The organism is Telluria sp. ZB4P34 (assembly GCF_059686055.1).
Genome location: NZ_JCASIF010000019.1, coordinates 42,457 through 66,628, shown reverse-complemented (window position 1 = coordinate 66,628; position 24,172 = coordinate 42,457). Strand labels below are relative to the sequence as shown.

General features: G+C 64.0%; 17 protein-coding genes. 8 read left to right on the top strand and 9 right to left on the bottom strand.

Features of this window, described 5'->3' with window-relative positions; genetic code table 11:
- Positions 1-2: 2 nt before the first annotated feature.
- On the bottom strand, positions 3-524 hold the full coding sequence (gene tssE / locus AC56KL_RS20975; protein ID WP_497182133.1) for a type VI secretion system baseplate subunit TssE: 522 nt from the start codon (positions 522-524) through the stop codon (positions 3-5).
- A 152-nt stretch (positions 525-676) separates the two neighbouring features.
- Between tssE and tssK the strand changes: the two genes are divergently transcribed.
- Positions 677-2,017, top strand: a complete 1,341-nt coding sequence (gene tssK, locus AC56KL_RS20970; RefSeq protein ID WP_497182112.1) for a type VI secretion system baseplate subunit TssK — start codon at positions 677-679, stop codon at positions 2,015-2,017.
- A gap of 540 nt (positions 2,018-2,557) precedes the next feature.
- The gene (locus AC56KL_RS20965) at positions 2,558-3,040 is read left to right on the top strand and encodes a hypothetical protein (RefSeq protein WP_497182111.1); all 483 of its coding nucleotides are present in this window, start codon (positions 2,558-2,560) and stop codon (positions 3,038-3,040) included.
- Between the two features lie 20 nt (positions 3,041-3,060).
- Here AC56KL_RS20965 and AC56KL_RS20960 read toward each other — a convergent pair whose 3' ends face one another.
- The 4 genes from AC56KL_RS20960 to AC56KL_RS20945 all read right to left on the bottom strand — a co-directional run bounded on the left by AC56KL_RS20960 (position 3,061) and on the right by AC56KL_RS20945 (position 7,956).
- A complete protein-coding gene (locus AC56KL_RS20960; protein WP_497182110.1) occupies positions 3,061-4,368 on the bottom strand; it encodes a phenylacetate--CoA ligase family protein in 1,308 nt (435 codons plus the stop codon).
- A 4-nt stretch (positions 4,369-4,372) separates the two neighbouring features.
- Positions 4,373-5,464 (bottom strand): NAD/NADP octopine/nopaline dehydrogenase family protein, encoded by a 1,092-nt coding sequence (locus AC56KL_RS20955; RefSeq protein ID WP_497182109.1) that lies wholly within the window; start codon positions 5,462-5,464, stop codon positions 4,373-4,375.
- 528 nt (positions 5,465-5,992) lie between these two features.
- Positions 5,993-6,847, bottom strand: coding sequence for a CPBP family intramembrane glutamic endopeptidase (locus AC56KL_RS20950; RefSeq protein ID WP_497182108.1), 855 nt, complete (start codon positions 6,845-6,847; stop codon positions 5,993-5,995).
- Positions 6,848-7,050: 203 nt separating this feature from the next.
- Positions 7,051-7,956, bottom strand: a complete 906-nt coding sequence (locus AC56KL_RS20945) for a LysR family transcriptional regulator (RefSeq protein ID WP_497182107.1) — start codon at positions 7,954-7,956, stop codon at positions 7,051-7,053.
- A 118-nt stretch (positions 7,957-8,074) separates the two neighbouring features.
- On the opposite strand from AC56KL_RS20945, the gene AC56KL_RS20940 reads away from it, so the two are divergent.
- Complete coding sequence (locus AC56KL_RS20940) at positions 8,075-9,529, top strand: MFS transporter (RefSeq protein ID WP_497182106.1); 1,455 nt, start codon at positions 8,075-8,077, stop codon at positions 9,527-9,529.
- Positions 9,529-11,004, top strand: coding sequence for an alginate export family protein (locus AC56KL_RS20935; RefSeq protein ID WP_497182105.1), 1,476 nt, complete (start codon positions 9,529-9,531; stop codon positions 11,002-11,004). Before AC56KL_RS20940 ends, AC56KL_RS20935 begins: the two co-directional genes overlap by 1 nt.
- 32 nt (positions 11,005-11,036) lie before the next feature.
- Here AC56KL_RS20935 and AC56KL_RS20930 read toward each other — a convergent pair whose 3' ends face one another.
- Genes AC56KL_RS20930 through gudD form a run of 3 tightly spaced genes read right to left on the bottom strand, consistent with a single transcriptional unit; the run spans position 11,037 to position 15,791 of the window.
- On the bottom strand, positions 11,037-12,110 hold the full coding sequence (locus AC56KL_RS20930; RefSeq protein WP_497182104.1) for an aldose epimerase family protein: 1,074 nt from the start codon (positions 12,108-12,110) through the stop codon (positions 11,037-11,039).
- A gap of 29 nt (positions 12,111-12,139) precedes the next feature.
- The gene (bglX, locus tag AC56KL_RS20925) at positions 12,140-14,425 is read right to left on the bottom strand and encodes a beta-glucosidase BglX (protein WP_497182103.1); all 2,286 of its coding nucleotides are present in this window, start codon (positions 14,423-14,425) and stop codon (positions 12,140-12,142) included.
- 25 nt (positions 14,426-14,450) lie between these two features.
- Positions 14,451-15,791 carry a glucarate dehydratase gene (gene gudD / locus AC56KL_RS20920; protein ID WP_497182102.1) on the bottom strand — a complete coding sequence of 447 codons (1,341 nt, stop codon included), beginning with the start codon at positions 15,789-15,791 and terminating at the stop codon, positions 14,451-14,453.
- A gap of 447 nt (positions 15,792-16,238) precedes the next feature.
- On the opposite strand from gudD, the gene AC56KL_RS20915 reads away from it, so the two are divergent.
- Both AC56KL_RS20915 and AC56KL_RS20910 read left to right on the top strand, forming a co-directional pair.
- Complete coding sequence (locus AC56KL_RS20915) at positions 16,239-17,306, top strand: glycoside hydrolase family 88 protein (RefSeq protein WP_497182101.1); 1,068 nt, start codon at positions 16,239-16,241, stop codon at positions 17,304-17,306.
- 91 nt (positions 17,307-17,397) lie between these two features.
- The gene (locus AC56KL_RS20910; protein WP_497182100.1) at positions 17,398-19,926 is read left to right on the top strand and encodes a TonB-dependent receptor; all 2,529 of its coding nucleotides are present in this window, start codon (positions 17,398-17,400) and stop codon (positions 19,924-19,926) included.
- Positions 19,927-20,189: 263 nt separating this feature from the next.
- Here AC56KL_RS20910 and AC56KL_RS20905 read toward each other — a convergent pair whose 3' ends face one another.
- Positions 20,190-21,014 (bottom strand): NAD-dependent epimerase/dehydratase family protein, encoded by an 825-nt coding sequence (locus AC56KL_RS20905; RefSeq protein WP_497182099.1) that lies wholly within the window; start codon positions 21,012-21,014, stop codon positions 20,190-20,192.
- Positions 21,015-21,183: 169 nt separating this feature from the next.
- On the opposite strand from AC56KL_RS20905, the gene AC56KL_RS20900 reads away from it, so the two are divergent.
- Positions 21,184-22,179, top strand: coding sequence for a LacI family DNA-binding transcriptional regulator (locus AC56KL_RS20900; RefSeq protein ID WP_497182098.1), 996 nt, complete (start codon positions 21,184-21,186; stop codon positions 22,177-22,179).
- 104 nt (positions 22,180-22,283) lie between these two features.
- On the top strand, positions 22,284-24,113 hold the full coding sequence (locus tag AC56KL_RS20895) for a hypothetical protein (protein ID WP_497182097.1): 1,830 nt from the start codon (positions 22,284-22,286) through the stop codon (positions 24,111-24,113).
- Positions 24,114-24,172: the final 59 nt, after the last annotated feature.

Below are 24,172 nucleotides of genomic sequence, written 5' to 3'. Positions count from 1 at the left end.
GCTTACTGTCCACCCGAGTGAGCCAGCGCGGGGCGCGCGCCCTTGCCGGCCTTGCTGATGCTGTACTGCAGGGTCGAGGGCGTCAGCACCGCATCGAAATTCACCGGCTCCTGCGACACGCTCGCCACCAGCACGGCCGTGATCGAGAAGTTCAGGCGGTTGACCGAGTCGCCGTGCAGGTCCAGGCTGGCGCGCACGTTGCGCAGGCGCGGCTCATGACAGGCGATCGCCTTTTCGATGCTGGCGCAGATGGCGGCGCGGTCGGTCGGGCTCGAAAGGCACAGGTCGGCGAAGTCGCCCAGGCCGTAGCTGACCATCGAACGTGCGCACTCCGGATAGTCCTCGAGCGCCTCGTCCCTGATGGTCGAGCGCGTATTGAGCAGGGACTCGAGATCGCGCGCCACCGTGTCCTTCAGCTCTTCGATCGTCAGCCGCTGCGCCGCCTGCCTGGCGGCGCCTGCACCCGGCCCGCGGTTCGGCATACCCAGCAGACGGTCGAACAACCCCGGCGTGTATCCCTTCATCAGGCTCCCCTCCTGCCCTGCCTTGTGGATGGCGAAAACGAAATGCGATGTTGCCATGCCAGCCGGCACCAACCTTTGATCAACTTCACATAGGTAACCCTTTCCACTTGTTATGGTTTCTGGAGAGTCATCCACAAACAAGGGGCGGAGACATGACCAGCAAGGTTCTCTGGGGCGAAGGCCTGTTATTGCGGCCGCAGCACTTCCAGCGGCAAGACCATTACCACGAGCAGTGCCTCCACAAGAGCATCAAGGCAGTGCACCCCTATGCCTGGGGCGTCGAGGCGCTGCAGGTCGACCGCGAGGCCCTGGCCAACAGCATGCTGCGGCTGCTGGCCCTATCGGTGCGCTTCCAGGACGGCGAGCTGGTCGACGCGCCGGAGATCGATGCGCTGCCCGAGGCGGTGGACCTGGGCCTGCTGCCGCCCTCCACGCAGGGCATCACCTATTACGTGGCCCTGCCCGGTATGAAACCCTTCACCGGCAATTTCACGCCGCCCGGGCAGGCCAGCAATACGGCGCGCTTCGTGCAGGCCAACCAGGACACGCCCGACCTGTACACGCAAGCCGCGCCGGTGCAGCTGGCCTACCTGAACAAGGCGGTGCGGCTGGTGTCCGAGGCCGAGCCGCGCGATTCCTATGTCCACTTCCCGCTGCTGCGGCTGCGCCGCGCGTCCACCGGCGGCTTCGAGATGGACGACAGTTTCATCCCGCCGACGCTGTCGGTGGGCGCGGCGCCGGTGCTGTTCCAGCAGTTGCGGCGCCTGCTCGACGCGCTGCAGGCCAAGACGGCGGCCCTGTACGGCCACCAGCGCGAGCCGAGCCGCAACGTGGTGGAGTTCCGCTCGGGCGACATGTCCTCGTTCTGGCTGCTGCACACGGCCAGCTCGGCCTACGCGACGCTGACCCACCATTTCAACCATCCGGCGCTGCACCCGGAGCGCCTGTTCGAGCAGCTGCTCGACGTGGCCGGGGGCCTGATGACCTTCTCCAGGAGCTGGCTGCTGTCCGACCTGCCGGTCTACCAGCACAACGACCCGGGCCCGGGCTTCGCCAAGCTGCACACGATTATCCGCGAGCTGCTCGACACGGTGATCTCCTCGAAATACTTTGCCATCGCCCTCAACGAAGTGCGGCCGTCCTACCACATCGGGGCGCTCGACTCGGGCAAGATCGACGAGCGCACCACTTTCTATATTGCGGTGTCGGCCGCGATTCCCGCCGTCGAGCTGGTGGACGTGGTGCCGCTGCGCTTCAAGGTGGGCGCGCCGGACGACGTCGAGAAATTCGTGCTGTCGGCGCTGCCGGGTGTGCGCCTGCAGTACGCACCCCAGCTCCCTGCGGCGGTGCCGGTGCGTCCCGAAACCTGCTACTTCGTGCTGGAAGCGAAGGGAGCGATGTACGAGCGCATGCTCAAGGCGCAATCGATCTCGATCTACGTCCCGGCCGGCATGAAGGAACTGCGGCTCGAATTGCTGGCTGTCGCCGCATGAAGGCGGCGCAGGAGATTGCCTGCGCCACCAAGCTGGTCGCCGGCCAGCAGGCAAGGATCGACAGGGTTTGAATGGCGAACATGACAACAACGACGACAACCCCGGCACGCTTGACTGCCGCGTGGTTCAAACAAGGCGCAATTGTTATCACGACCTTTATCGTCTGCTGGGCAATCGCATCATGGTACTGGCGCCAGACAGACGAGGATCCCGGAACCGGCGAACTGGCACTGGTCCTGTTCCTCCTGCCCTTGGGCGTACTGTTAGCGCTATGGGGCAGTCGGAGGTTCATCGTGGCCCGTGCCGCGTCCATTGCTGCCAGCAGCTCCCTACCCGTTTCGTCCGCGTCGCCGACTGATGCAGCAGGCGCTACACCGATGCTGGCGATCGTCGCCACGGCATTGCGGTCCCCGCACGGCACATCGGCTGAAGAGCTCGCCAGCGCCATTGCCGATAACGCAGCGCGCGCGGACCTGGACAAGGAACTTGTCGATGACAATGGCTTCCGCGTGATGACGGCGCGCAGCGAGGACGCGCACGATGATGCGCTGCAGGACGAGATCGCCGATTGGCTGTCCAGCCAAGGCCTGCAGGTTCACCTCTCCGAAGAACAATGGCGCGGAGTTCACGCTGCTGGGCCCCGTCAGCGAACGCCGCCGCGACACCTCGGCCGACGACGCCCGCCCTGTCGATTCGGCGCCGCTGCTGGAATTGGTCGAACAGCTCGGCAAGACGGCGGCTGTGGATATCTCTCGGATCGGCATGGTCGTCGCCGACACCGCACACCGTCCCAAGCGCGTGCGGGAACTGACGGGCCTGAGCGCTCCGGCACTTCCACAGGTCGATGCCGCGGACGACATCACCCGCATTGGCCTCGGCAGTGGAAGCTGCGGCGCCGTGCCCTTCCTGACGGTACTGGCGCTGGCACGACACTACGCGCTCGAGCGCGGCGCACCTGTCCTCTGCATCGGCACCGAAGACCCTTACCTGCGCAGCGCTGCCCTGGTGCGTCCGCCAGCATAAGCCGCCGGGGACACCACGGCTCAAACGTTGAGGGAATTGACCACCAGCTTGCGCTTGCCGTTCGCCGCCAGCGGAATATCGCTCTCTTCCTGCAGCGAGATGTCGAAGAAACCACCCCAGCGTTTCTGCTGGGCGTCCAGCACGAAGGCGCGCTGTTCGTCATTCAGGCTGCCGTGGCGCGGCACCACGGCCAGCGTGATTTCTCCCTGCTTCTTCTGCCGCACCTGGTACAGGCGCACGAAGTCCCAGGTGACTTCGTCGATGACGATCGATAGTCCCGGAATGCGCTTGCCGTTCCGGTCCACCAGGAATTCGTGGCCGCGGCCCTCGATGCCCTGGCAGCGGCCATCCGCACCGATCAGCCCATAGTCATTGGTCCGGTAACGGATCAAGGGCATCACGTCGTTCCACAGCGAGGTGCCGACGATCTCGGGGCGCTCGCCATCCATGCGGTTCTCGTTATGGCCGTACAGCGGCTGGAACCGGTAATCGGATGTCCCCTGGTCGTCGACCTGCAGGAAGGCCAGGTTGGTGCGCTCCGAGAGGCCGTAATTCAGCGACACCGGCGCACCGAACAGCCGGCGGGTCGCGGCGAGCTGCGCCGGCGTCGCCGGTTCGGACGCCAGCAGCACGGCCTTCACTTGCACGTCGAGTTCGCCCGATTGCACCAGTTCCGCCAGCGCCGTCACCGAACTCGGGTAGCCGTGCACGTACTCCGGCCGGAAGCGCTTGATGGCCTCGACGATGGCCGCCTTGTGCTGTTCGTGGATGTGATAGGGCGAGAGCATCAGGCGGTTGCCGACCACGCGCACCGGTTCCTCGTGCGCCAGGCGGCGTGCATCGGCGCCGATGCGCAGGATGCGCGACTTGTCGAAGGAGAAGCCGAGCTTGCCCCACTCGTGGGTGAAAAAAGCTTTTTCGATGTCGGCCAGGCGCTTGGTGCGCCACAGGCCGATGCCCTGCCCGGACGAGCCGCCACTGGTCGCATACATCAGCTTTTCCGGGTCGAGGCGGCGGTCGAGGAAGTCGCGCTGCTGCGACATCACTTCTTCCTTGGCCAGGAAGGGGAAGGCAGCCAATACCTCGTGCACGGGTTCGTTCCTCGCTTCCTCGACGCTCAGCCTGACGCTGCGCTGGTAGTAGGGCACGTGTTCGAGCGCGTGCACGAGGATCTTGCGCAGCCGCCCCTCGGCCAGTTCGGCAATGGCGGCCTGGTCCTTCGACAGCATGTCGAGGACGCCGAAGAAGTCGGGGTGGTACAGCACGCGGCTCGGGATGTAGCGGCGCCAGGCGTAGTAGGGTTTGGCGAGCAGGTCGTGGATCGTCATGGCCTCACCCGTTCAGCACGCGCTTGAACTCTTCCGGCGACTTGTCGCCCAGCCCGAGTGCTTCCAGGGTCCTTGCCTCGGCGGCGAAGTCGCGGTCCAGCAGGCCGCTGGCGATGACGGTCAGGGCGTCGGCGGTCGGCGTCGGCACGCCCATCAGGCGGCCGATCGAGGACAGCAGCGCCAGGCCCATCGGCACGTCCTCGGTGATGAAGCGGGTCTGCAGCGTGGTCGGGCCTTTCGGGCCGCCTTCGCGCGCATAGCGGCGGAACACGGAAATCGAGGGCTGCGACAGGTCCTCTTCGTTGCGGAACTTGCACTCGTCAAAATAGGGCGAGGGCTTGCCGCCGGTGGCGGCGATGACGGCGTTCTTTTCGGCGTCGAGCTTGTACAGCAGATTCAGGACCGAGGGGGTGAAGGCCTCGCGGTACATCCAGAATTCGCCCTCCGAATGTTCGATGCGGCTGGCCGACAGCAGGGTGCCGATGGTGTGCACGATCAGGTTCGGATTGTGCATCGCGGACTCGACTACGTTGCTGCGCGTGGCGACATAGGTCGGGAACAGGCGGGCGGCGCGTTCCAGGCCCTCGGCGGCGCGATCGCGCGGCAGGAAGGCGAGGGCGTTGCGCGTGTTGCGGAACAGGACATTGACCACGCCGGGCTCGACGATGCGCGCGTCGTAGGGCAGGCTTTCGCCTTCGGCCAGCAGGAAGCCCTCCTTTTCCTGGTAGGGCAGGAAATAGCAGGAACCCATGTAGCCCGGCGCCAGCAGCACCAGCTGGTGCGCCTTCAGGTAGGGCCCGATCAGCGCGGCGATCTCGGCGTGGCACTGGGTTTGCGTGGTGATGATGATGGCGTCCGGCGTCTCGGCGAAGGCCTCGTCGACGTCGCGGGTGGCCAGGGCGATCGACGCGGTGCTGGTCTCGCCGCCTTTGGGATTGCTGATGAGCTTGATCGTGCGGGTTTCGCGCACGGTATCGAAATTCTGGTCATGCAGCGAGTGTGAGGTTTTGAGCAAGGCGACCCGGTGCCCGTCCTGCGCCAGGATCGCGCCGAGCGCGCATCCTGCATTGCCTGCACCTACCATTAACACGTTCATGCGTCCTCCATTCGACCGGGCGAAGGGCACGACGCGGCGAGCGTCAGTGCCAGGCGCCGCTGGCGCGGTGGCCCGGACATCGGTTCATCAAGGCGGCAACAGGGTATGAAGGAAGATCGCGCAAACGCTTCCCGGGAGAAGTCACAATGCTTCCCCGCGTCACCGCAAGAATTGAAAATTGTCAAGAAAGCAGCGGGTTAGGCCGCTCATCGATGAAATTAAGATAAGTTTGTTCAATTGGGAAGTCAACCGAAATCCGGCCTGGGTTCGTCAGCGGAAGACGTGTGGATAGGAGGGAAAAGAGACAACCTGTGAACGCCGGCACGCAAATCGACGTAAAGAAAGTACCCAGCATTGATTGCACATGCACTGTAGAGATAAGCCTTTATTATCTCGTCGCTCGATCTGAACAGTGATCCATGTTGAAGCTCAAAATCTATGCACACCGAGAGCTTCGGCATACACATTGTTACGACTTTAACAATTTGCCACGATCTTTGATTTACTTAAGCAACTATTCAAACTGGTTCAGCGCTCGGCGATGGAGTCGTCTACGAGACCTGTGCGTCCGACGCGTGGGGCGCGATACCGCCACAGGAGCAAGGCCACTCCTGCAATGCAGATGGTCCCAGGCACGCTGGCTTCCAGACCGAAGCCGGCGCCGGTGAGCCAGTCCGGTCCTGAAAGCGACTGCGTCAACAAGTGCGCAGTCTCGCTTCCGCTCACGCCGAAGCCGAGAACAGGGCCTTGAACGAGATTGGCGAAGACATGCATGCCGATTGGCAGGGCAAGCGAACCCGTGCGCAGGTATGCCAGCCCGAATGCCAGCGACGCGATGAAAATATTGAGCATGGCGATCCATCGGATGACGCCGCTCATGCCCTGATTGTTCATGTGCACCAACAAGAAGTGCGATGAACTGATGAGCAGAGCTGCATTCGGGCCGAGTCCGTCGCGAAGGCGCTGGAATACGAAACCACGGAAAAGCAGTTCTTCCAACACTGCCGCATACACGAGCGCAGCCACTCCTGCGGTAACGATGCTGTAGTGCGGTGAGATGCCGATTCGGGTCGCGCCGCTCACCAATAGCGTCATGGTCGTCAGAAGCCACAGCCCAGTGCCGATGGCAGCACCGGCCGCCAGCTGTCGCCACCACTGTCCATTCGGAAAGCCGGTCACCTCGAAAACCGGGCAACGGCGCAAGAACTGCACCAGCAATGTCACCACCACTACGGCGACAAGCTGCCATGACTCGGGGACCCGCCCTTCGGGCGCTAACTGGACAAGGCCGGCGACACTCATACCGAGGAGTACATAGAAAATCAGGATCCACCAGCCATGCCTTAGGCCATCATTCCCCATGAACAGTTTACGCACCATCATTCTGCTTCCTTTCTGGCCCGACGCGGACAAGTGTCGAGTGAGCGCGAATCGCCTTTGACACTTCAGCGGATCGATTTTTCTACTCGGCCTCATTCTGGAAATCCAGAATACGTGCGGGGTCGGTGTGGCACAAGGAGCGCCGGGCGCAATCCATTCCTGACGCAAACGCCATGAGCGCACGCGGGGTCCGGTCCAGTAGTCTGCTATGCAGGTCCGGTCTCGCCTGCGCAGAGTTCATGAACACAAGCACGCAACCAGCGATGAAGGGGATCCGCGTCCATGCGCGGGTGCCAGAGCATGCTGACGGTAAGGGGTGGCGTCTCGAACGGTAGGTCGAACGCATGCAGGTCGGCACGGAGGCTGCTGGTATGTCGCTTGGGCACGGTGGTAACCAGATCCGATCCCCGTATCAGCGCCAGTGCCGCCGAAAACCCGCTTACCGTCGCCACAATCTTTCTTTCCAGCCCAAGTCCATCCAGCACCTGGTCGACCAGGCCGGTGCGCCTGCCCTGGCGCGACACCAGCACATGTCGGGCGTTGGCATATTTAGCCGGGGTTAATTTGCCCTGGGTGAGCGGGTGGCCGTGGCGAACGACACCAACGAAACGATCCCGAAACAGGGCGCGCAGCCGCACTTCGGGGCCGGTTTCTTCGCTCAGCACGCCTGTTTCCAGATCCACCAGTCCTTGGCGCAATGCGGCACTTTCCTTGTCCACCTTCTGTACGAAGCGCAATACGACCCTAGGGGCGTCGGTAGCGACGCGTGCGAGCAGCGCTGACCCAAAATTTTCTACGAACCCATCGCTGGTCCGTAGGGTAAAGGTCCGGTTCACCTTTTGCAGGTCCAGCACCTTGGCCGGCCGAAGCACCGCTTCGACGTCCTGCGTGAGCTGGCTCACCGTATCGCGCAGTTCCAGCGCACGCGGCGTAGGTACCAGGCCCCGGCCGGCGCGTACCAGAAGCGGGTCGCCCGTCGTCTCGCGCAAGCGTGCCAGCGCGCGGCTCATGGCGGATGGGCTGAGATGCAGCCGGCGTCCGGCCCGGGCAACGCTTCCCTCCTGTAACAGCACATCGAGGGTGACAAGCAGATTGAAATCGGGTGTGGACATGATGACGGCCCCCGTGAACTAGCGTTGAACGCACGAATAACATGCAAATGCTGCGTCTATCGGCAGATATCAGGCGAGCATACCATAGGGTTTCGACCAACAAGAACGGATCGATCCGATGAAAACCACATTGATAGTCGCCTCCGACGAGGCAGGTCCGGCGAACTCCCGGCTGGCGCTCGCCTGCCTGTCGCTGACGATGCTGCTGCCCTCACTCGGCACAAGCATCGCCAACATTGCCCTGCCTACGCTGGCAGAAGCGTTTGCAGCGCCGTTCCAGCACGTGCAATGGATCGTGCTCGCCTATCTGCTCACAATCACGGCCTCGATCGTCAGCCTGGGACGACTCGGTGACCTGATCGGGCGCAGGTCGGTACTGCTCACGGGCATCGTCGTATTCATGATCGGCTCCGCGCTGTGTGCGCTCGCGCCGTCGTTTATCCTGCTTCTCGTCGGACGCGTAGTTCAGGGGCTGGGCGCTGCCGTCATGATGGCCCTGTCGATGGCACTGGTCAGCGAAGCAGTGCCCAAGGCTAAGACCGGCAGCGCGATGGGATTGCTGGCAACGATGTCCGCGTTCGGTACGGCCCTCGGACCGTCATTGGGCGGCCTGCTGATTGCCCACTACGGTTGGCAGGCGATTTTCCTGGTCAAGCTCCCGATCGGGCTGCTCACCGTGCTGCTTGCGAAACGCTGCCTTCCGCGTCCGGGCACGGTGCCAGAAGCGCGACGGGTGAAATTCGATCACCTCGGCACGATCATTCTCGCGCTTTCGCTGATCTCCTTTTCGTTTGCAATGACAGCAGGCAAGGACATGCTTGGTCTCGTCAATATCCTGCTGCTGATTGCCGCGCTCCTGGGCGCCGTGTTGTTTGCGCGCGTGGAAGCCTACGCGGTTTCCCCATTGATCGAGATCAGCGCCCTACGCGCCCCGCGACTGGGAAGAAGCTTTGTCATGAGCGCCCTTGTAGCAAACGTCGTGATGGCGACCCTGGTGGTTGGACCGTTCTACCTTTCCCGGACCATGGCACTCCCGGCGGCAAGCGTTGGCGCCCTGATGTCGACCGGACCTTTGGTCGCGGCGCTGGTGGGCATGCCGGCCGGACGCCTGGTGGACCGCTTTGGCAGCCATCGCATGACGGCGCTCGGCTTGCATGTCATGGCGCTCGGCACCCTCGGGCTCGCTTTACTGGACGTGGACTTGGGAAGCTGGGCGTATGTGCTGCCCCTGGTACTGATTACCGCTGGCTATGGGCTCTTCCAGGCATCCAACAACACTGCGGTCATGATCGACGTCGCCCCGGACAAGCGCGGCGTCATTTCAGGACTGCTCAGCCTGTCGCGCAACCTGGGCCTGGTTTCAGGCGCTTCCCTGATGGGAGCCCTGTTCGCCTTCGGTGTCGGCTCCCACGACATGGCACGGGCCACCCCGGGCGCCGTGGCGGATGGGATGCAGCTGACCTATGCCGTCGCCACCGGGCTGGTGCTCATCGCCATCGTGATCGCACGCTCTCTTCATCCGGCCGCCGGCAAGGGGCTGGAACAGCAGCGCACGTTGAAGGAGATGCCGTGATGTCCTGCAAACGAAGTCTGTTGTCTGCCCGGCTCGCCTTATGGACCTGTGTCGCGACCATGTCGGCCGCATGCGCCGCGGCGCCCGCTGCAGTCGAAGACGCAGCCGCAGCCGGCAAGACGGCCCCGACGCCGGCCGCCCCCTTTCCTGTGACGGCGGCCGGATGGGGGCCGGAACTGGGCAATGGCCTGATGGCCAGTCGCTGGGCCGAAGACTGGCGCGGCATGCGCGAGGCCGGGCGAGCGCCGTTTTTCAAGGCGCTACCCTTGGGCGGCCCGGCTGTGCTGACGCTCAGCGGCGAAAGCAGGCTCCGCGCCGATACGGTCCGCAACGCCCGGCTTCAGCACGGCCAGGATCATGAACAGGTTTTGTTGCGCGGCATCGTTGGCGCCGAGCTGCGGCTCAACCAGAGCATTCGCTTCTATGGTGAAGCCGGAACTGCCCAGGTGCGCGGCCAGCGCGATATCGCGGGCGCGAATTTCCAGAATGCGCTCTCGGTGCAACAGGCCCTGCTCGATGCACGATTCACCTCCGGCGGCCTGTTGATAGGAACGATGCTCGGGCGCCAGGAGTTCGCCGACGGGCCCCGTCAGCTGATCAGCCTGAGCGATGGCCCCAACCTGCATCGCAGCTGGAACGGGGTGCGCCTGTACGTGCACGGAAACAAGGCCCGCTTCGGCGCCTTTGCTTTGCGCGCCACGCGCCTGGGACGGGGCGGCCTGGATGAAGCGCCCGACAGCGGGGAACGCTTGAGCGGGGTGAACGGGAGCGTGCAGCTTGCTGCAGGCAGCGGAAACACCCGCTATGCCGAACCATTCTGGTATCGCACCGACAACGCGCATGCCCGCGTGGGCGGACGCACGGGGCTGGACGAACGCGACACACTCGGCCTGCGGGTCTGGGGGCGGCAAGGGGATCTGCGCTTCGACTGGACTGCCGCTCACCAAAGCGGCAAGGCGCTCGGCCGCGATATCGACGCATGGGGCGTGTTTACCGTGCAAAGCCTTGGCTTGTCGCGCGACGCCTGGAAGCCGCGTCTCACCGTGCGCGTCGATGCGGCATCGGGAGGTGGAAGTACCGGTACAAGCAAGCTCAGGACCTTCAACCAGCTATACGCCAGCTCGAGCTATCTCGGGGAAGGGCAATTCCTGAGCCTGAGTAACATGGTCATGCTTGCACCTGGCCTGAGCTTCACGCCGGGCGCGCGCTCCAGCCTCTCGGTGGAATACGGCCTCGTGCAACGGCTGAAGGAGGGAGATGCCGCTTACGCCGGGGGCATGCGGCCGTACGCCGGCACCCAATCCCTCCGGGGTCGCGAGGTGGGCAGCATCGTGCGCCTCGTGGCCTCGTGGTCGATCGCGCCGCGATGGACACTGTTCATGAACTATGAAGAGATGCACGCGGGTGACCTGCTCCGGCAGGCGGGCCTGTCGTCAGGGCGCTATGCCTACCTGGGTGCCAGCTACCGCTACTGAACGGCCAGGACCGGCATGGCTGACAAGCCCGGCTAGTTTGTTCCGAATCGAAAAGTCGTCGTGCTGCTCAAGGTCGATCCTGGCCGGAGAACGGTCGTGGGAAAAGTGGGGATATTCGGACTGTCCGGAAAATGCTGGGTTTCCAGCGCCAGGCCGCCGCCCTTCCACAAGGGACGTCCTTCGGCATCGCGCAAGCTTCCGTCGAAGCCGTTCCCGGAAAATACCACCAGCCCCGGCTCGGACGTGAACACCTCCAGGGTGCGGCCGGACGCCGGATCCGTCAGCGTTGCGGCATGGGTCCCTGTCAGGACGAAGCTGTGATCCAGTCCATTGCTTGGCTTGACGCGTTGGTCGTCGCCGTTGACGACCGGGCCCAGCCTGCGTCCACCGCGCAGGTCCAGGGCGCCGCTGACGGGAGCGATCTGGCCGGTAGGTATCCGCTTGCTGTCGGTCGGCAGCCAGCCATCGGCATGGACCTGCAGGATGTGCCCATACACGTCGGGAGAATCGGACAGGTTGAAAAACGCGTGATGGGTCAGGTTGACCACCGTCGCCTTGTCCGTGCTGGCCTGGTAACTGATGCGCAGCTCCCTGTCGGCAAGCTGGTAGCGTGCCTTCACCGAGAGATTTCCTGGAAAGCCGTTATCGCCGTCGGGACTGTGCAAGGACAGCGCAACACCGCAGTCGGTCTCGCTAGAAGCCCACAAGCGGCTTCCAAACCCCCGTGGTCCACCATGGATCGAGATGCCGTCCGGCCGCGTGGCCAGCCGGTAGCGCACCCCATCGAGCGTGAATCCGCCCTGGCTGATGCGTCCGGCAAAGCGTCCGACGATGCTCGAGAAATTACTCCTGCGCTCATACGAGGACAGCCCGTCCAGGTTACGAACGACGTTCCTGATATTGCCGGCACGGTCGGGTGCCTTGATCGAATGAATGATGCCGCCGTAATCGAGGAGCGTGACTTCGATGTGCCGGTTGCGCATGGTGTAAGCAAGCACCTGCTCGCCGGACGACAGGCTGCCGAAGACATGCGAGCGCACCGTGCATGCGTCCGGCGTCGCCGCCCTGGCGCCTGCACCGCAGGAGAACAGTGCGATGCTCAACAATACGGAACCCCACCCGTGACGCCGGCGTTTCATCGGGATCCCGACAGCGTGATCGATTGCTTCAAACGGATATCGTCCGAGGCGCTGCCGATCATCAGTTCAAAGCGTCCAGGTTCGGCGACACGCTCGAGTCGCTGGTTGATGAAACTCAGCGTGTCATGGTCGATCGTGAAACTGACGCGTTGCTGTTGGCCAGGCTGCAGCGCGATGCGTTGGAAACCCTTCAGCTCCTTCAAGGGCCGTACGGTCGAGGCGACCAGGTCGCGCAGGTACAACTGCACGACTTCGGCGCCGGCCCGCGCACCGCTATTCACCAGGTCGAAGGAGAGCGTGATGCGGCCATCGGGCGCCATGCTGGTACTGGATACACGCAGGTCGCGGTAGGTGAAGCTGGTGTAGCTCAGTCCGTGGCCGAACGCGTAGCGCGGAAGGTTGGGCGAATCGATGTAGGCGGACTTGTAGACGATGTTGCCGTCGCTTCGCACCGGGCGTCCCGTCTGGTATTGCTGGTAGCTGATCGGAATCTGCCCCATATTGCGCGGAAACGTCATGGGCAGCTTGGCGGACGGATTGACATCCCCAAACAACACGTCGGCAATCGCATGGCCGCCCTCGCTGCCGGGATGCCAGGCGTACAGGATGGCGGGGGCGTGGTCGGCCACGTTCTCGAAGATGAGCGGCCGTCCGGCAATCACGACGACGATGGGTGCCTTGCCGATCGCGCGCAAGGCGTCGAACAGCTCGCCCTGGCGCCCAGGCAGGCCGAGATGCGCGCGCGATTTCGCCTCGCCCGACATGTCCCAGCTTTCTCCGACGGCCAGCACGGCGATATCGGACGCAGCAGCGAGCTTCAATGCGGCATCGAAGTCCTCGGCGCTGGCGCATGCCACGTCGCAGCCGCGCGCATGGCTTACCCGTATGGCTTGCCCGGCGCGCTGGCGTATGGCGTCCACCAGGCTTGCCATCTTGCCGGCATTCGAGTGCACGATCCAGCCGCCTTCGAGATCCCGCCTGGCGTCGGCCAGCGGCCCGATCACCGCGATCGACTTGACGCCGGGCCGGATGGGCAAGCTGCCGGCATCGTTCTTGAGCAGCACGATCGACTTCGCAGCGGTACTGCGCGCCGCCTGCCGGTGGCGAGGATCGCCCAACGCCGCTTTTTCGCGTGCGGGATCGGAGAAGCGGTAGGGGTCGTCGAACAGGCCCAGTTCGAACTTCTTGGTGAGGATGCGCCGCACGGCATCGTCGACCAGGGCAAGGTCCACTGTCCCGTTCTTCACCTGGCTTGCAAGATGGGCGGAATAGGCACTGCTTTCCATGTCCATGTCGCTTCCCGCGATGAGCGCCTTCGCCGCCGCATCCGGCAAGTCGTTCGCGAAACCATGGACGACCATCTCGCGCACCGATCCCCAGTCGCTCACGACGAAACCCTTGAATCCCCATTGGCCCTTGAGCAGCGCGCGTTGCAGGGCGGCGCTGCCCGTGGCCGGTACGCCATTCAGCGTGTTGAAGGCGTTCATGAAGGTGGCGGCGCCGGCGTCGAGGGCCGACTTGAACGGGGGAAGGTAGGTCTCATGCAACTGCTGTTCGCTCATGTCGACCGCGTTGTAGTCGCGGCCCGCGACCGGCGCGCCATAGGCGGCGAAATGCTTGGCGGTGGCCATTACCGATGCCAGCCCGCCCAGCCGTGCTCCCTGAAAACCGCGTACCCGGGCAGCGGCGATGCGCGCGCCCAGGTAAGTGTCTTCGCCGGCGCCTTCCATCACCCTTCCCCAGCGTGGATCACGGCCGATATCGACCATCGGCGCAAAGGTCCAGTGGATGCCCGAAGCCGCGGCTTCGCGCGCCGCGATGCGCGCCGATTCCTCGATCGCCTCGAGATCCCAGGAAGCGGCTTCGCCCAGGGGGACGAGAAAGACGGTCTGGTAACCATGGATGACGTCGAGCCCGAACAACAAAGGGATCCGCAGGCGCGATTGCATGGCCAGGGCCTGCACGCGCCGGGTCTGCTCCGCGCCCTTGATGTTCAGCATCGAGCCTATCTTGCCGCTCCGGATATCGCGTTCGATATTCCTTACCGTATCGCTGTCCGGACCGGTATTGAACTCCTTCCCGGATAGCTGGTTGAGCTGGCCGATTTTCTCCTCGAGCGTCATCTGGCGCAGCAGTGCCTCGACCCGCTGGCCTGCATCGGCGTCGGCCGCACGCGCATCCGGACCCGCAAGCGTGACCAGCACGAGGGCGGCCAGCGCCCCTGCGCATGGGCTTTTCCATCGTTCGCCCAGGCGGCGAACCCGGTTCGTCTTCATCGGCATGACCATCGAAACCCTGTTCTAGAAGTTAGCGGACCAGGCATGGGCGCCGGTTGTCGAACTTCCACCCCGGGATCAGGAACTGCATCGCCTCCGCATCGTTGCGCGCTCCCAGGTCCAGCGCCTGGTACATCCGGTGCGCCTCGTCGAGCTGCCCGGGATCGAGCTCGATACCGAGGCCGGGCTCGGAAGGAAGCTGGACCATCCCGTCCATGATGCGCAGCGGTTCCCTGGTGAGGCGCTGGCCGTCCTGCCAGATCCAGTGGGTGTCGATCGCCGTCATCCTTCCCGGCGCCGCCGCGGCGACGTGCGTGAACATGGCCAGCGAGATGTCGAAGTGGTTGTTCGAATGGGAACCCCAGGTCAGGCCGAACATCTCGCACAGTTGCGCGACCCGTACCGAGCCCTGCATCGTCCAGAAGTGCGGATCGGCCAAGGGGATATCGACCGACTGCAGCTGGATGGAATGGGCCATTTGCCGCCAGTCGGTGGCTACCATGTTGGTGGCGGTGCGCAGGCCGGTCTCGCGCCGGAACTCCGCCATGACTTCGCGCCCGGAGAAACCGTTTTCCGCGCCACAGGGATCTTCCGCGTAGGCCAGCACCTCGTGCTTGTCGCGGCACAGGCGGATCGCTTCGCGCAATGACCAGGCGCCGTTCGGATCGAGGGTGATGCGCGCCTCCGGGAAGCGCTCGTGGAGGGCCGTTACCGCGTCCATCTCCGCATCGCCCGACAGCACGCCTCCCTTGAGCTTGAAGTCCGTGAAGCCGTAGCGGGCATGCGCCGCCTCGGCCAGCCGCACCAGCGCCTCAGGCGACAATGCCTCTTCGTTACGCAAGCGGAACCATGGGCAGTCGGCATCCCGTTCGTCACGATAATCGAGGCTGGTCTTGCCGCGGTCTCCGATGTAGAACAGGTAACCGAGCATGGGAACGGCGCTACGCTGGATGCCTTCACCCAGCAGCGCCGCGACAGGCAGCTTCATGAAGTGCCCGAGCAGGTCGAGCAGTGCCGACTCGACCGCCGTCACGGCATGGATGGCGATGCGCAGGTCGAAGGTCTGCGTGCCGCGCCCGCCGGCGTCGCGTTCGGCGAAGGTACGGCGCATCGCATTCAATACCGCGTTGTAGTTGCCGATGTACTGGCCGACGACCAGCGGACGCGCATCCTCGAGCGTTTGCCGGATGCTTTCTCCGCCTGGAACTTCCCCTAAACCGGTGTGGCCCGCGCTATCGGTCAGCACCACCACATTACGTGTGAACCATGGCGCATGAGCACCGCTCAGGTTCAGCAACATGCTGTCGCGTCCGGCGACCGGAATGACGCGCATGCTGGTGATGACAGGGGTTCCCGCTTCCCGATGAGACATGAATGGCTCCTGTATGGCCGGACGGGCCACGATCGATACTGTTGTGTGTTTTACGGCTGCAAGGTGTGGAAATACTAAGTCCATCCTCGAAAAAACGCCAGCAAAACGTTTTCTCTCTGCCCACGTATCGCACGCCGCCAACCCCAAGCCGCATCTGCATTCCCATTCTTAACAACGCTATGTATCCTAGGTAAAACAACGAGGTTAAGCGTTTTCCTAATTTTGTTGACTTTGCCTTATCTTATGAAATACGATTGCCATAACTAAAAGAAATGACAGGAGACAGGCAAGATGCGGCAACTGTTGAGAATTTCCTGGTTTGGCGCACCACAGGCGCTCGTCCTTGGCGTCTTGCTGGCCAGCGGGGCAAGTGCGGCAAGCGCCGACGAGTCCAACGCGCAGCTTATCCGTCGAAGCATCGGTGTCGCCTCTTCGCAGTATGGCAAGATGCTCGCGGAGGTGCAGGCAAGGCCCGGCTTCCCGCGCACGCTGGAAAACGGCGAAGTCAAGATGGTCGAGGTCAGGGACTGGACCTCCGGGTTCTTCCCCGGCTCGCTGTGGTACCTCTACGAGGCCACCGGCAAGGCAACATGGCGCGCCGCCGCGGAGGACTACACCGCGCGCATGGCCCCCGCCAAGTTCGACAAGACCCAGCACGACCTCGGCTTCATGCTCGGCGCCAGCTACGGCCACGGCTACCGCCTCACCAACAACCCGGCCTACCGCGACGCCCTGCTGGCCGGCGCCACCACCCTGGTCACGCGTTTCAATCCCAAGGTCGGCAGCATTCAATCCTGGGACCTGTGGAAGAACAGCACCTGGGCCTTCCCGGTCATCGTCGACAACATGATGAACCTGGAACTCCTGACCTGGGCCACGCAGGCATCGAAAGAGCCGCGCTACCGCGAGATCGCGATCCAGCACGCCGACACCACGCTGAAACACCACTTCCGCCCCGATCACTCGAGCTACCACCTGGTCGACTACGACCCCGCGAGCGGCGCGGTGCGCGGCAAGGTCACGGTGCAGGGCAATGCCGACGCCTCGTCCTGGGCGCGCGGCCAGGCCTGGGGCCTGTACGGCTACACCATGATGTATCGCGAAACGAAGAAACCCGAATACCTGCAGCAGGCGCACAATATCGCGGCCTTCTTCATGCACCATCCGCGCCTGCCTGGCGACAAGGTGCCCTACTGGGATTTCGACGACCCGGCGATCCCGAATGCGCCGCGCGACTCGTCGGCCGCGGCCATCGTCAGCTCGGCCCTGCTGGAACTGGCCCGCTTCTCCGACAAGGACATGGCCAAGCGCTACCGCGACTTCGCCACCGCCCAGCTGCGCAGCCTGGCCTCGCCCGACTACCTGGCGGCGCCGGGCGAGAACGGCGGATTCCTGCTCAAGCATGCGACCGGCCACAAGCCGGCCGGGAAGGAAATCGACGTGCCGCTCAATTACGCGGATTACTACTTTCTTGAAGCGTTACTGCGCTTGAAAGCGGGGATGAAGGGCAGCTGAGAAAGACCGCCGGCGTACTGGAACCGCTCGCGGAAGCGTTGCGCGGCGCCACCCGAGCCGGACATTTTTTAAAAAAGAAGAGGAGACAGCGTTGAACAAGAACAGAATCGAAGGCTTCGACATCGTGGTGAAGCCGCTCGCGGCGGTGGTCGCACTGGCCGTGGCCCAATGGGCCATGCCCGCCTGGGCCCAGGAAACGGCGCCGGAGGCGCAGCCGGACCCGAACAGGCTGCAGTCGGTGGTCGTCACGGCCAACAAGCGCGTCGAAAAGCTCGAAAGCGTCCCGATGGCGATTTCGGTGCTCTCGGAAGAGCAACTCACCAGCAACAACGTGCGCGAGATCGAGGACGTCATCGCCCTCACGCCGTCGCTCACCCAGGCCTCGGGCACCACGGCGGCCAACAATGCGCTGTTCATGCGCGGCATCGGCACGGTCTCGGTCGGCATCGGCGTGGAATCCGACGTCTCGGTGATCCTGGACGACATCCCGATCGCGGTGCAGTTCCAGGCCTTCCGCGACCTGGCCGACGTGGCCCGCATCGAAGTGCTGAAGGGGCCGCAGAGCACCCTGTTCGGCAAGTCGGCGGTGGCCGGCGCGATCAACATCGTGACCAAGCCGATCAGCGGACCCGTGACCTACCGCGGCACCGCCTACTACACGAATGACAAGGAATGGCGCCTGGCCGCCTCGATGGGCGGGCGTTTCACCGAGACCTTCGGCATGCGCATCGCGGCCAACAAGAGCGACATGCCGGGCAACTTCACCAACCTGACCACTGGCAAGAAGGTCAACGGTTCCTCTGGCAAGACCATGATGGCGAAGTTCAGCTGGACCCCGATCCGGAACCTGGACATCGACTTCTCGCCGCAGTACAACGAGCAGGAGAACACCCGCGGCGTCACCGCGGTAAACGGCTTCTACCGCACCACCGGCTCGGCCGAGGCAGGCAACCTGACCCGCGTTCCGGTCGACATCAGCACCGCCTACCTGGGCGGCAACCCGCGGCTGCCGGCGACCTCGGTGCTCGCCGGAATCGACCCGACCAATCCGCGCAACCGCCTGGTGCGGCGCGACTTCCCGACCGGGATCAGCTCGCGCACCCATGGGGCCGGCCTGAAGTTCTCGTACACGCTGCCGAACGATGCGACCCTGATGTCGATCTCGTCCTACCAGCGCTACAAGGCCAACGATTCGCGCGACCAGGACTTCACCGACGTACCCACCCTGACGCGCCCGGGCGAGACCATCCCCTCGATCGGCAACAACCAGTTCGGCACCTACGACATCAATAGCAAGACCCAGGAAATCCGCCTGGTGTCGCCGGACCAGGGCAACTTCCGTTACGTGGCCGGCCTCTGGTGGGCGCGCAACGAAATCGAGCGCCATTTCATCCGCGGCTTCTGTATCGCGCCAACCAAGTGCGCCGCCAACTCGCCCTCGAGCCCGACCAACTACTACACCGATATCTACAACGTGAACAAGGCGGTGTTCGGCCAGGCTACCTGGGAGTTCGCACCCACCTGGACCGTCGTCGCCGGCCTGCGCCGCAACCTCGAGGAATCGGGCTTCAACTACGAACGCAACTTCTATACCGACCAGCTGGACCGCTCGACCTTCGTGCCGGGCCCGGTGGGGGTGGACGTGTTCTCGAGCAGCGGCAACGAAGACTGGGCCACCACGGGCAAGCTGAGCATCCAGAAGCAGCTCACCCCGGACGTGATGGTGTACGCCATGACCGCCACCGGCCACAAGGGCAAGGCCTATGACGTGACCAGCGGCCTGCAAGCGCGCGCCGCCTTCCCGGTCGACCCGGAGACCAGCCGCACCTACGAGATCGGTACCAAGGCCAACCTGCTCGACAACCGGCTGGCGGTTGCAGCCACGGTGTACAAGACCGATTTCAAGCACTACCAGCAGAATACTTCCTTCGTGCTGCCGGACGATCCGACCATCTATACCCAGCTGAATTCGATTCCGAAGATCCGTACCAAGGGCTTCGAGATCGACGCCAACATGCTGCTCACCCCGGGCTGGACGGTGAATGCGGCGCTGGCCTATACCCGCCCGAGCATCGTCGACTGGAAGAATGGCCCCTGCTACAACGACAACACCAACCCGGCGATCGGCAACACCGGCAAGGGCGAGAACGGCTCCATCGCTGGCCGCAACCGCGGCTGCTTCCCGATCCGCGAAGGCTCCACCACCGGCATCCAGGATCTGACGGGCGGCGTCTTCCCGGGCACGCCCAAGGTCAAGGTGAATATCGGCAGCAACTACGATCTGCGCTTCAGCTCGATGCCTTTCCGTGCTTTCGTGAACGGCAATGTGCGTTACCAGAGCGACTACCAGACGTCGATCGCCAACGATCCGCGCGCGGTCAACGATGGCTACACCATCGCCGACCTGGGCTTCGGCCTGCGTGAGAACAAGGACCGCTGGCGCCTGAGCTTCCGCGTGAACAACCTGTTCGACCGCTTCTACATTCCGAATGCGAATGCGAGCGGGCCGAGCTTCCGCGCAGGACCGACCTCGACCTCGCCGAACATCACGGTGGACAGCTGGGTGCCGCCGCGCGATGTGTTCCGCTATTACAGCGTGCGCCTGGATGTGAAGTTCTGAGTCGAACCTGCCTGATTGTGCTTGGCGTAGGGGTGATCTCGTCCAGTGGACGAGATCACGCTTTGCCGGCCGCGCGTTCAAACACAATCGACGTTGCGATAACGCGTCCGATAGTTGGACGCGCGGTCGGCAGTGATTCAGGCCAGTGGCCTGAATCACAAACCGACCACCCTACAAAAAAAGCGGCGCCTTTTACCGAAGTAGAAGGCGCCGCAAGCTTTTGAAACGGCCACCGTGCAGCGCACGGCGGCATTCGACAATGATCAGTCCTTGTAGATCGGCCCGGCCAACACGAAGGGCCCGCCCTGGTACGTCGCGGTGATGTCGTCCGCCGGCGGACGCGCCGCGCTCGCCGGGAAACGGTCGGCGAATTCGCGCGAGCTGCGCTGGGGGACGTAACCCAGGTGCGCCGCCAGGCGGTTGTCCCACCAGCGGGTCGAATTGTCCGATACGCCGAAGCTGATGGTGTGGCCGACGCGCGGCGTGAACAGAGCGCAGCGCACCAGCTCCACCAGGTCGTCGTAGGCAAGGAAGGTGGTCATCATGCGCGCATTGCGCGGTTCGTCGAAGGACGAGCCGATGCGCAGGCAGACGGTCTCGATGCCGAAACGGTCGTAGTAGTAGCGCGAGAGCGCTTCGCCGAAGCACTTCGATACGCCGTAGATGCAATCCGGGCGCAGCGGCGCGCTGGCGTCGATGACCTGGGTCGTGGGGTAGTAGCCGACCACGTGGCTGGAGCTGGCGTAGATGACGCGCTTGACGCCCTGTTTGTGGATGGCTTCGTACAGGTTGTGCAGGCCCACGATGTTGGCCTGCACGATGTGGCCGATCTCTTCCTCGACCGAGACGCCGCCGAAGTGCAGCACCGCATCCACGCCTTCGAGCAGCCGGAGGACCGCATCGCGGTCGGCCAGGTCGCAGCGCACCACCTCTTCGCCGGGGCCGGCGGCAGGGATGTCCCTGACGTCGCTGAGACGGACGACCTCGGCCCATGGCTTGATGCGCTCGCGCAGCATCGTGCCAAGGCCGCCCCCGGCGCCGGTCAGCAGCAGACGTTTGAAAGGCTTGGATGGTGGTGCTTCGTTCATGGAATGGCTCCAGGTTGTGTTAAACGTTTAACTTAGTATATCGTAATAGCCGGCAGCGTCAATGCCGGAACCGTTCCTCCACGGGTTTTGACGCATTTTCCCGCTGGCTTAGGGGATGTTGGCAAACCCACACATGTTAAGATGCTGCGTCAATAGCGATTACCCATCCATGAAAAGTTCCGCCCCGACCATTCGCGATGTAGCTGCCGCTGCCCAGGTATCCACGGCCACTGTGTCGAAGTACATCAATGGTGCGCAGCGTTTCTCGCCCAAGGTAGAAGCGGCGCTGGATGCGGCGATCGCCAGCCTCGGCTACAGGTCGAATCCGCTGGCCAAGTCGATGATCACCGGGCGCACCAACACCATCGGCCTGTCGGTGCTGGACGTGACCAATCCGCACTTCAGCAGCATCCTGAAAGGCGCCAACCGGGTCGCGCACGACCACGAATATTCGGTGGTGCTGGTCGACACCGAGGAAACCCCGAGCCGTGAGCGCCGCACCCTGGAAGACCTGAGCCGGCGCGTGGACGGCATGATCGTGTCCTCGCGTCTGCGCGAGCACGAAATGGCCTGGATGACCAGCATGGACAAGCCGCTGGTCTTCTTCGGCGCCCTCAACGAACTGCCGATTCCGAGCGTGGCCAGCGACGACCATGGCGGCGCCTTCCTGCTGGCCCAGCACCTGCGCATGCTGGGCCACCAGCGCATCGCCTACCTCGGTTTCTCGCGCTCGCGGCGCGACGAGGAACGCCTCGGCGGAATCCGCGAATGCCTGGCCGGCGCCGGCATGGAGGTGAGCGTGTTCGACTGCGAAAGCCCGTCCCTGGCCGAAGGGGAACGCATGTGCTCGCACATCGTGCTGGGCCCGAACCGCCCGGACGCACTGATCTGCTACAACGACCTGATGGCGCTAGGCTTCATGAAGGAAGCGGCCAACCTCGGGGTGTCGATCCCGCGCGACCTGTCGGTGGTCGGCTTCGACAACATCCCCTACGGGAAGTACGTGACGCCGGCACTCACCACCGTGGACCTGCAGAGCGAACGCATGGGCGCCACCGCGATGTCCAAGCTGCTGTCGGTGATCCGCGGCGAAGAGGTCGAGAAGCTCACCAAGGTGGCGCCCCAGCTGGTGCTGCGCGCGTCGACGCAGGCACGCGGCGCCTGATCCTCCGCCCCGGCACGGCAAAAAACCAGGCCTGCAATACTTTACATTCCGGCAGTGTTCGCCTATATTTAGGAAAACGTTTAACAACACCGGAGACCTCCCTCATGCGTCACGCCCTATCCCTGCTGGCGGCAGCATCGCTGCTGGCTGCTCCCGCGTATGCCCAGAGCACCCCGCCGCTGCAGCGCAGCGTCGAGCAGGCCTATCCGCAGCTCGACTACCTGTTCCAGAAGCTGGTGAAGGAAAAAGGCGGCACGACCATCGAGGGACGCGAGTCGTTCAAGGCCAAGGACAAATTCCTGCCCGGGAAGGTCGCCACCGGCCTGGCCGACCTGCTGCTGCACCTGCCGAAGGACGACCCACGCCTGCCCGGCATGCTGCGCGACTATGCCGACATCGCCGACCTCACCATCGGCATGGACAACGAAAGCTGGGGCATCTATTACTATATCGGCGCGCTGCATCGCCTGAAGCAGGCCGGCCTGCTCGAGCGCGCCGTGCGGCCCGCCACCCTGGAAGCCCTGCGCAAGCGCCTCGACTGGCGCACGTTTGTCCGCGTTCCGGGCTACGAGCTGATCGACCTGCCGACCAATTACTACGGCGTCGCCTTCAGCATCGCGCGACTGCGCATGCTGATGGGCTGGGAAGATGTCGGCGGCAGCGAGGTCCTGCTCGACAAGATGCTCAAGCACTACGCCGCCTACTCGGGCGACTACGGCTTCAGCGACGAGACCGATGGCCAGGGGCGCTTCGACCGCTACAGCATCCTGCTCGCGGCCGAGATCTGCGAGCGTTTCATCGAAACCGGCCTGCCGGTCACGCCGGAACTCAAGGCCCTGCTGCGCAAGTCGGCCGAGGTGGCCCTGAACAGCGCCACCGCCGACGGCACCGGCTTTACCATGGGCCGCAGCCTCGGCCCCTACGGCGAGACCGCGATGCTGGAAATCCTGTCGACCGCCGCCTACCTGGGGGTGCTGAGCCAAGAAGAGAAAGAATATGCCTACGCGTATTCCAGCCGCATCGCCGAGCGCTACATGAAGTTCTGGTACAACCCGCAGATGCGTTCGGTCGACATGTGGAACAACGGCCGCCGCACCGACACCTACCGCGGCAAGCACCGCATCCTCGGGGAGAATTTCTCGCTGCTGCACCAGCTGATCGCCACCAACGAGATGTGGAACAAGGCCGGCATGAAGGACGTCGTGCCGCGCAAGGACCTGGCGAGCTGGCTGGAACGCACGCGTCCGAAGTTCAGCCTGACGCGCTTCGCGCGGGGCGAGCACGATCGCGCGCTGGCGATCTGGCGCGACAAGGGCCATGTGTTCAGCCTGTCCCTGATCAACGGCGGCCAGGGCCAGCACGCCAACAGCCCGTATTATCCGCTGCCGTTCGCGCATGACGTCGTATCGGGCGTGGCCGACAGCGGTCCGGCCAATGGCCAGCTGCTGCCGAAGTTCACCCTCGCCGACGGCAGCGAACTGATCGCCACGGCCTGGCTGAAGGATATCCAGGCCACGCCGCGCGGCGCCGGTCAGCTGGTGAGCTACCGCCAGGACGCGCTGACGAAACTGGGCAAGAACCTGCCGGTGAAGGATGGGCGCATCCGCGTCGAGACGGAATACAGCCTGCAGCCGGGCGCGATCACGCGCACCGACCGCTATATTCCGAGCGGTCCACTGGACGTCTCGGCGCTGACCCTGGACTTTGCTTCGTTCTCGAACGGCGCCACGGTGGACGGCAATACGGTGCGCTTCAAGGAAGGCGCGGTGCAGGCCTTCGAAGTGGGCGGACTGTCGTCCTGCACGGCGCAACCCACGACCAGCGAACTGCATCGCGCGCCCTACGGCCAGATGAACACGATCGTCCGCTGCGCTACCGGCGCGTTCAGCATGCGCGAACCGCTGGTGGTGCGCTGGACCATCCGCTACCAGTAATCGTCCCTGCTGCTGTTAAATCCCTGCGCGACTCCTGGCGCGTTTCAACCGGACCCGCG

Excerpts from the sequence above, each read along its gene's own strand:
- tssE (WP_497182133.1), bottom strand. The coding sequence starts at position 524 with ATGAAGGGATACACGCCGGGGTTGTTCGACCGTCTGCTGGGTATGCCG.
- AC56KL_RS20965 (WP_497182111.1), top strand. The coding sequence starts at position 2,558 with ATGATGCGCTGCAGGACGAGATCGCCGATTGGCTGTCCAGCCAAGGCC.
- AC56KL_RS20905 (WP_497182099.1), bottom strand. The coding sequence starts at position 21,014 with ATGAACGAAGCACCACCATCCAAGCCTTTCAAACGTCTGCTGCTGACC.
- bglX (WP_497182103.1), bottom strand. The coding sequence starts at position 14,425 with ATGCCGATGAAGACGAACCGGGTTCGCCGCCTGGGCGAACGATGGAAA.
- AC56KL_RS20915 (WP_497182101.1), top strand. The coding sequence starts at position 16,239 with ATGCTCGCGGAGGTGCAGGCAAGGCCCGGCTTCCCGCGCACGCTGGAA.
- AC56KL_RS20940 (WP_497182106.1), top strand. The coding sequence starts at position 8,075 with ATGAAAACCACATTGATAGTCGCCTCCGACGAGGCAGGTCCGGCGAAC.
- AC56KL_RS20960 (WP_497182110.1), bottom strand. The coding sequence starts at position 4,368 with ATGACGATCCACGACCTGCTCGCCAAACCCTACTACGCCTGGCGCCGC.
- AC56KL_RS20895 (WP_497182097.1), top strand. The coding sequence starts at position 22,284 with ATGCGTCACGCCCTATCCCTGCTGGCGGCAGCATCGCTGCTGGCTGCT.
- AC56KL_RS20935 (WP_497182105.1), top strand. The coding sequence starts at position 9,529 with ATGTCCTGCAAACGAAGTCTGTTGTCTGCCCGGCTCGCCTTATGGACC.
- gudD (WP_497182102.1), bottom strand. The coding sequence starts at position 15,791 with ATGTCTCATCGGGAAGCGGGAACCCCTGTCATCACCAGCATGCGCGTC.
- AC56KL_RS20945 (WP_497182107.1), bottom strand. The coding sequence starts at position 7,956 with ATGTCCACACCCGATTTCAATCTGCTTGTCACCCTCGATGTGCTGTTA.
- tssK (WP_497182112.1), top strand. The coding sequence starts at position 677 with ATGACCAGCAAGGTTCTCTGGGGCGAAGGCCTGTTATTGCGGCCGCAG.
- AC56KL_RS20955 (WP_497182109.1), bottom strand. The coding sequence starts at position 5,464 with ATGAACGTGTTAATGGTAGGTGCAGGCAATGCAGGATGCGCGCTCGGC.
- AC56KL_RS20900 (WP_497182098.1), top strand. The coding sequence starts at position 21,184 with ATGAAAAGTTCCGCCCCGACCATTCGCGATGTAGCTGCCGCTGCCCAG.
- AC56KL_RS20950 (WP_497182108.1), bottom strand. The coding sequence starts at position 6,847 with ATGATGGTGCGTAAACTGTTCATGGGGAATGATGGCCTAAGGCATGGC.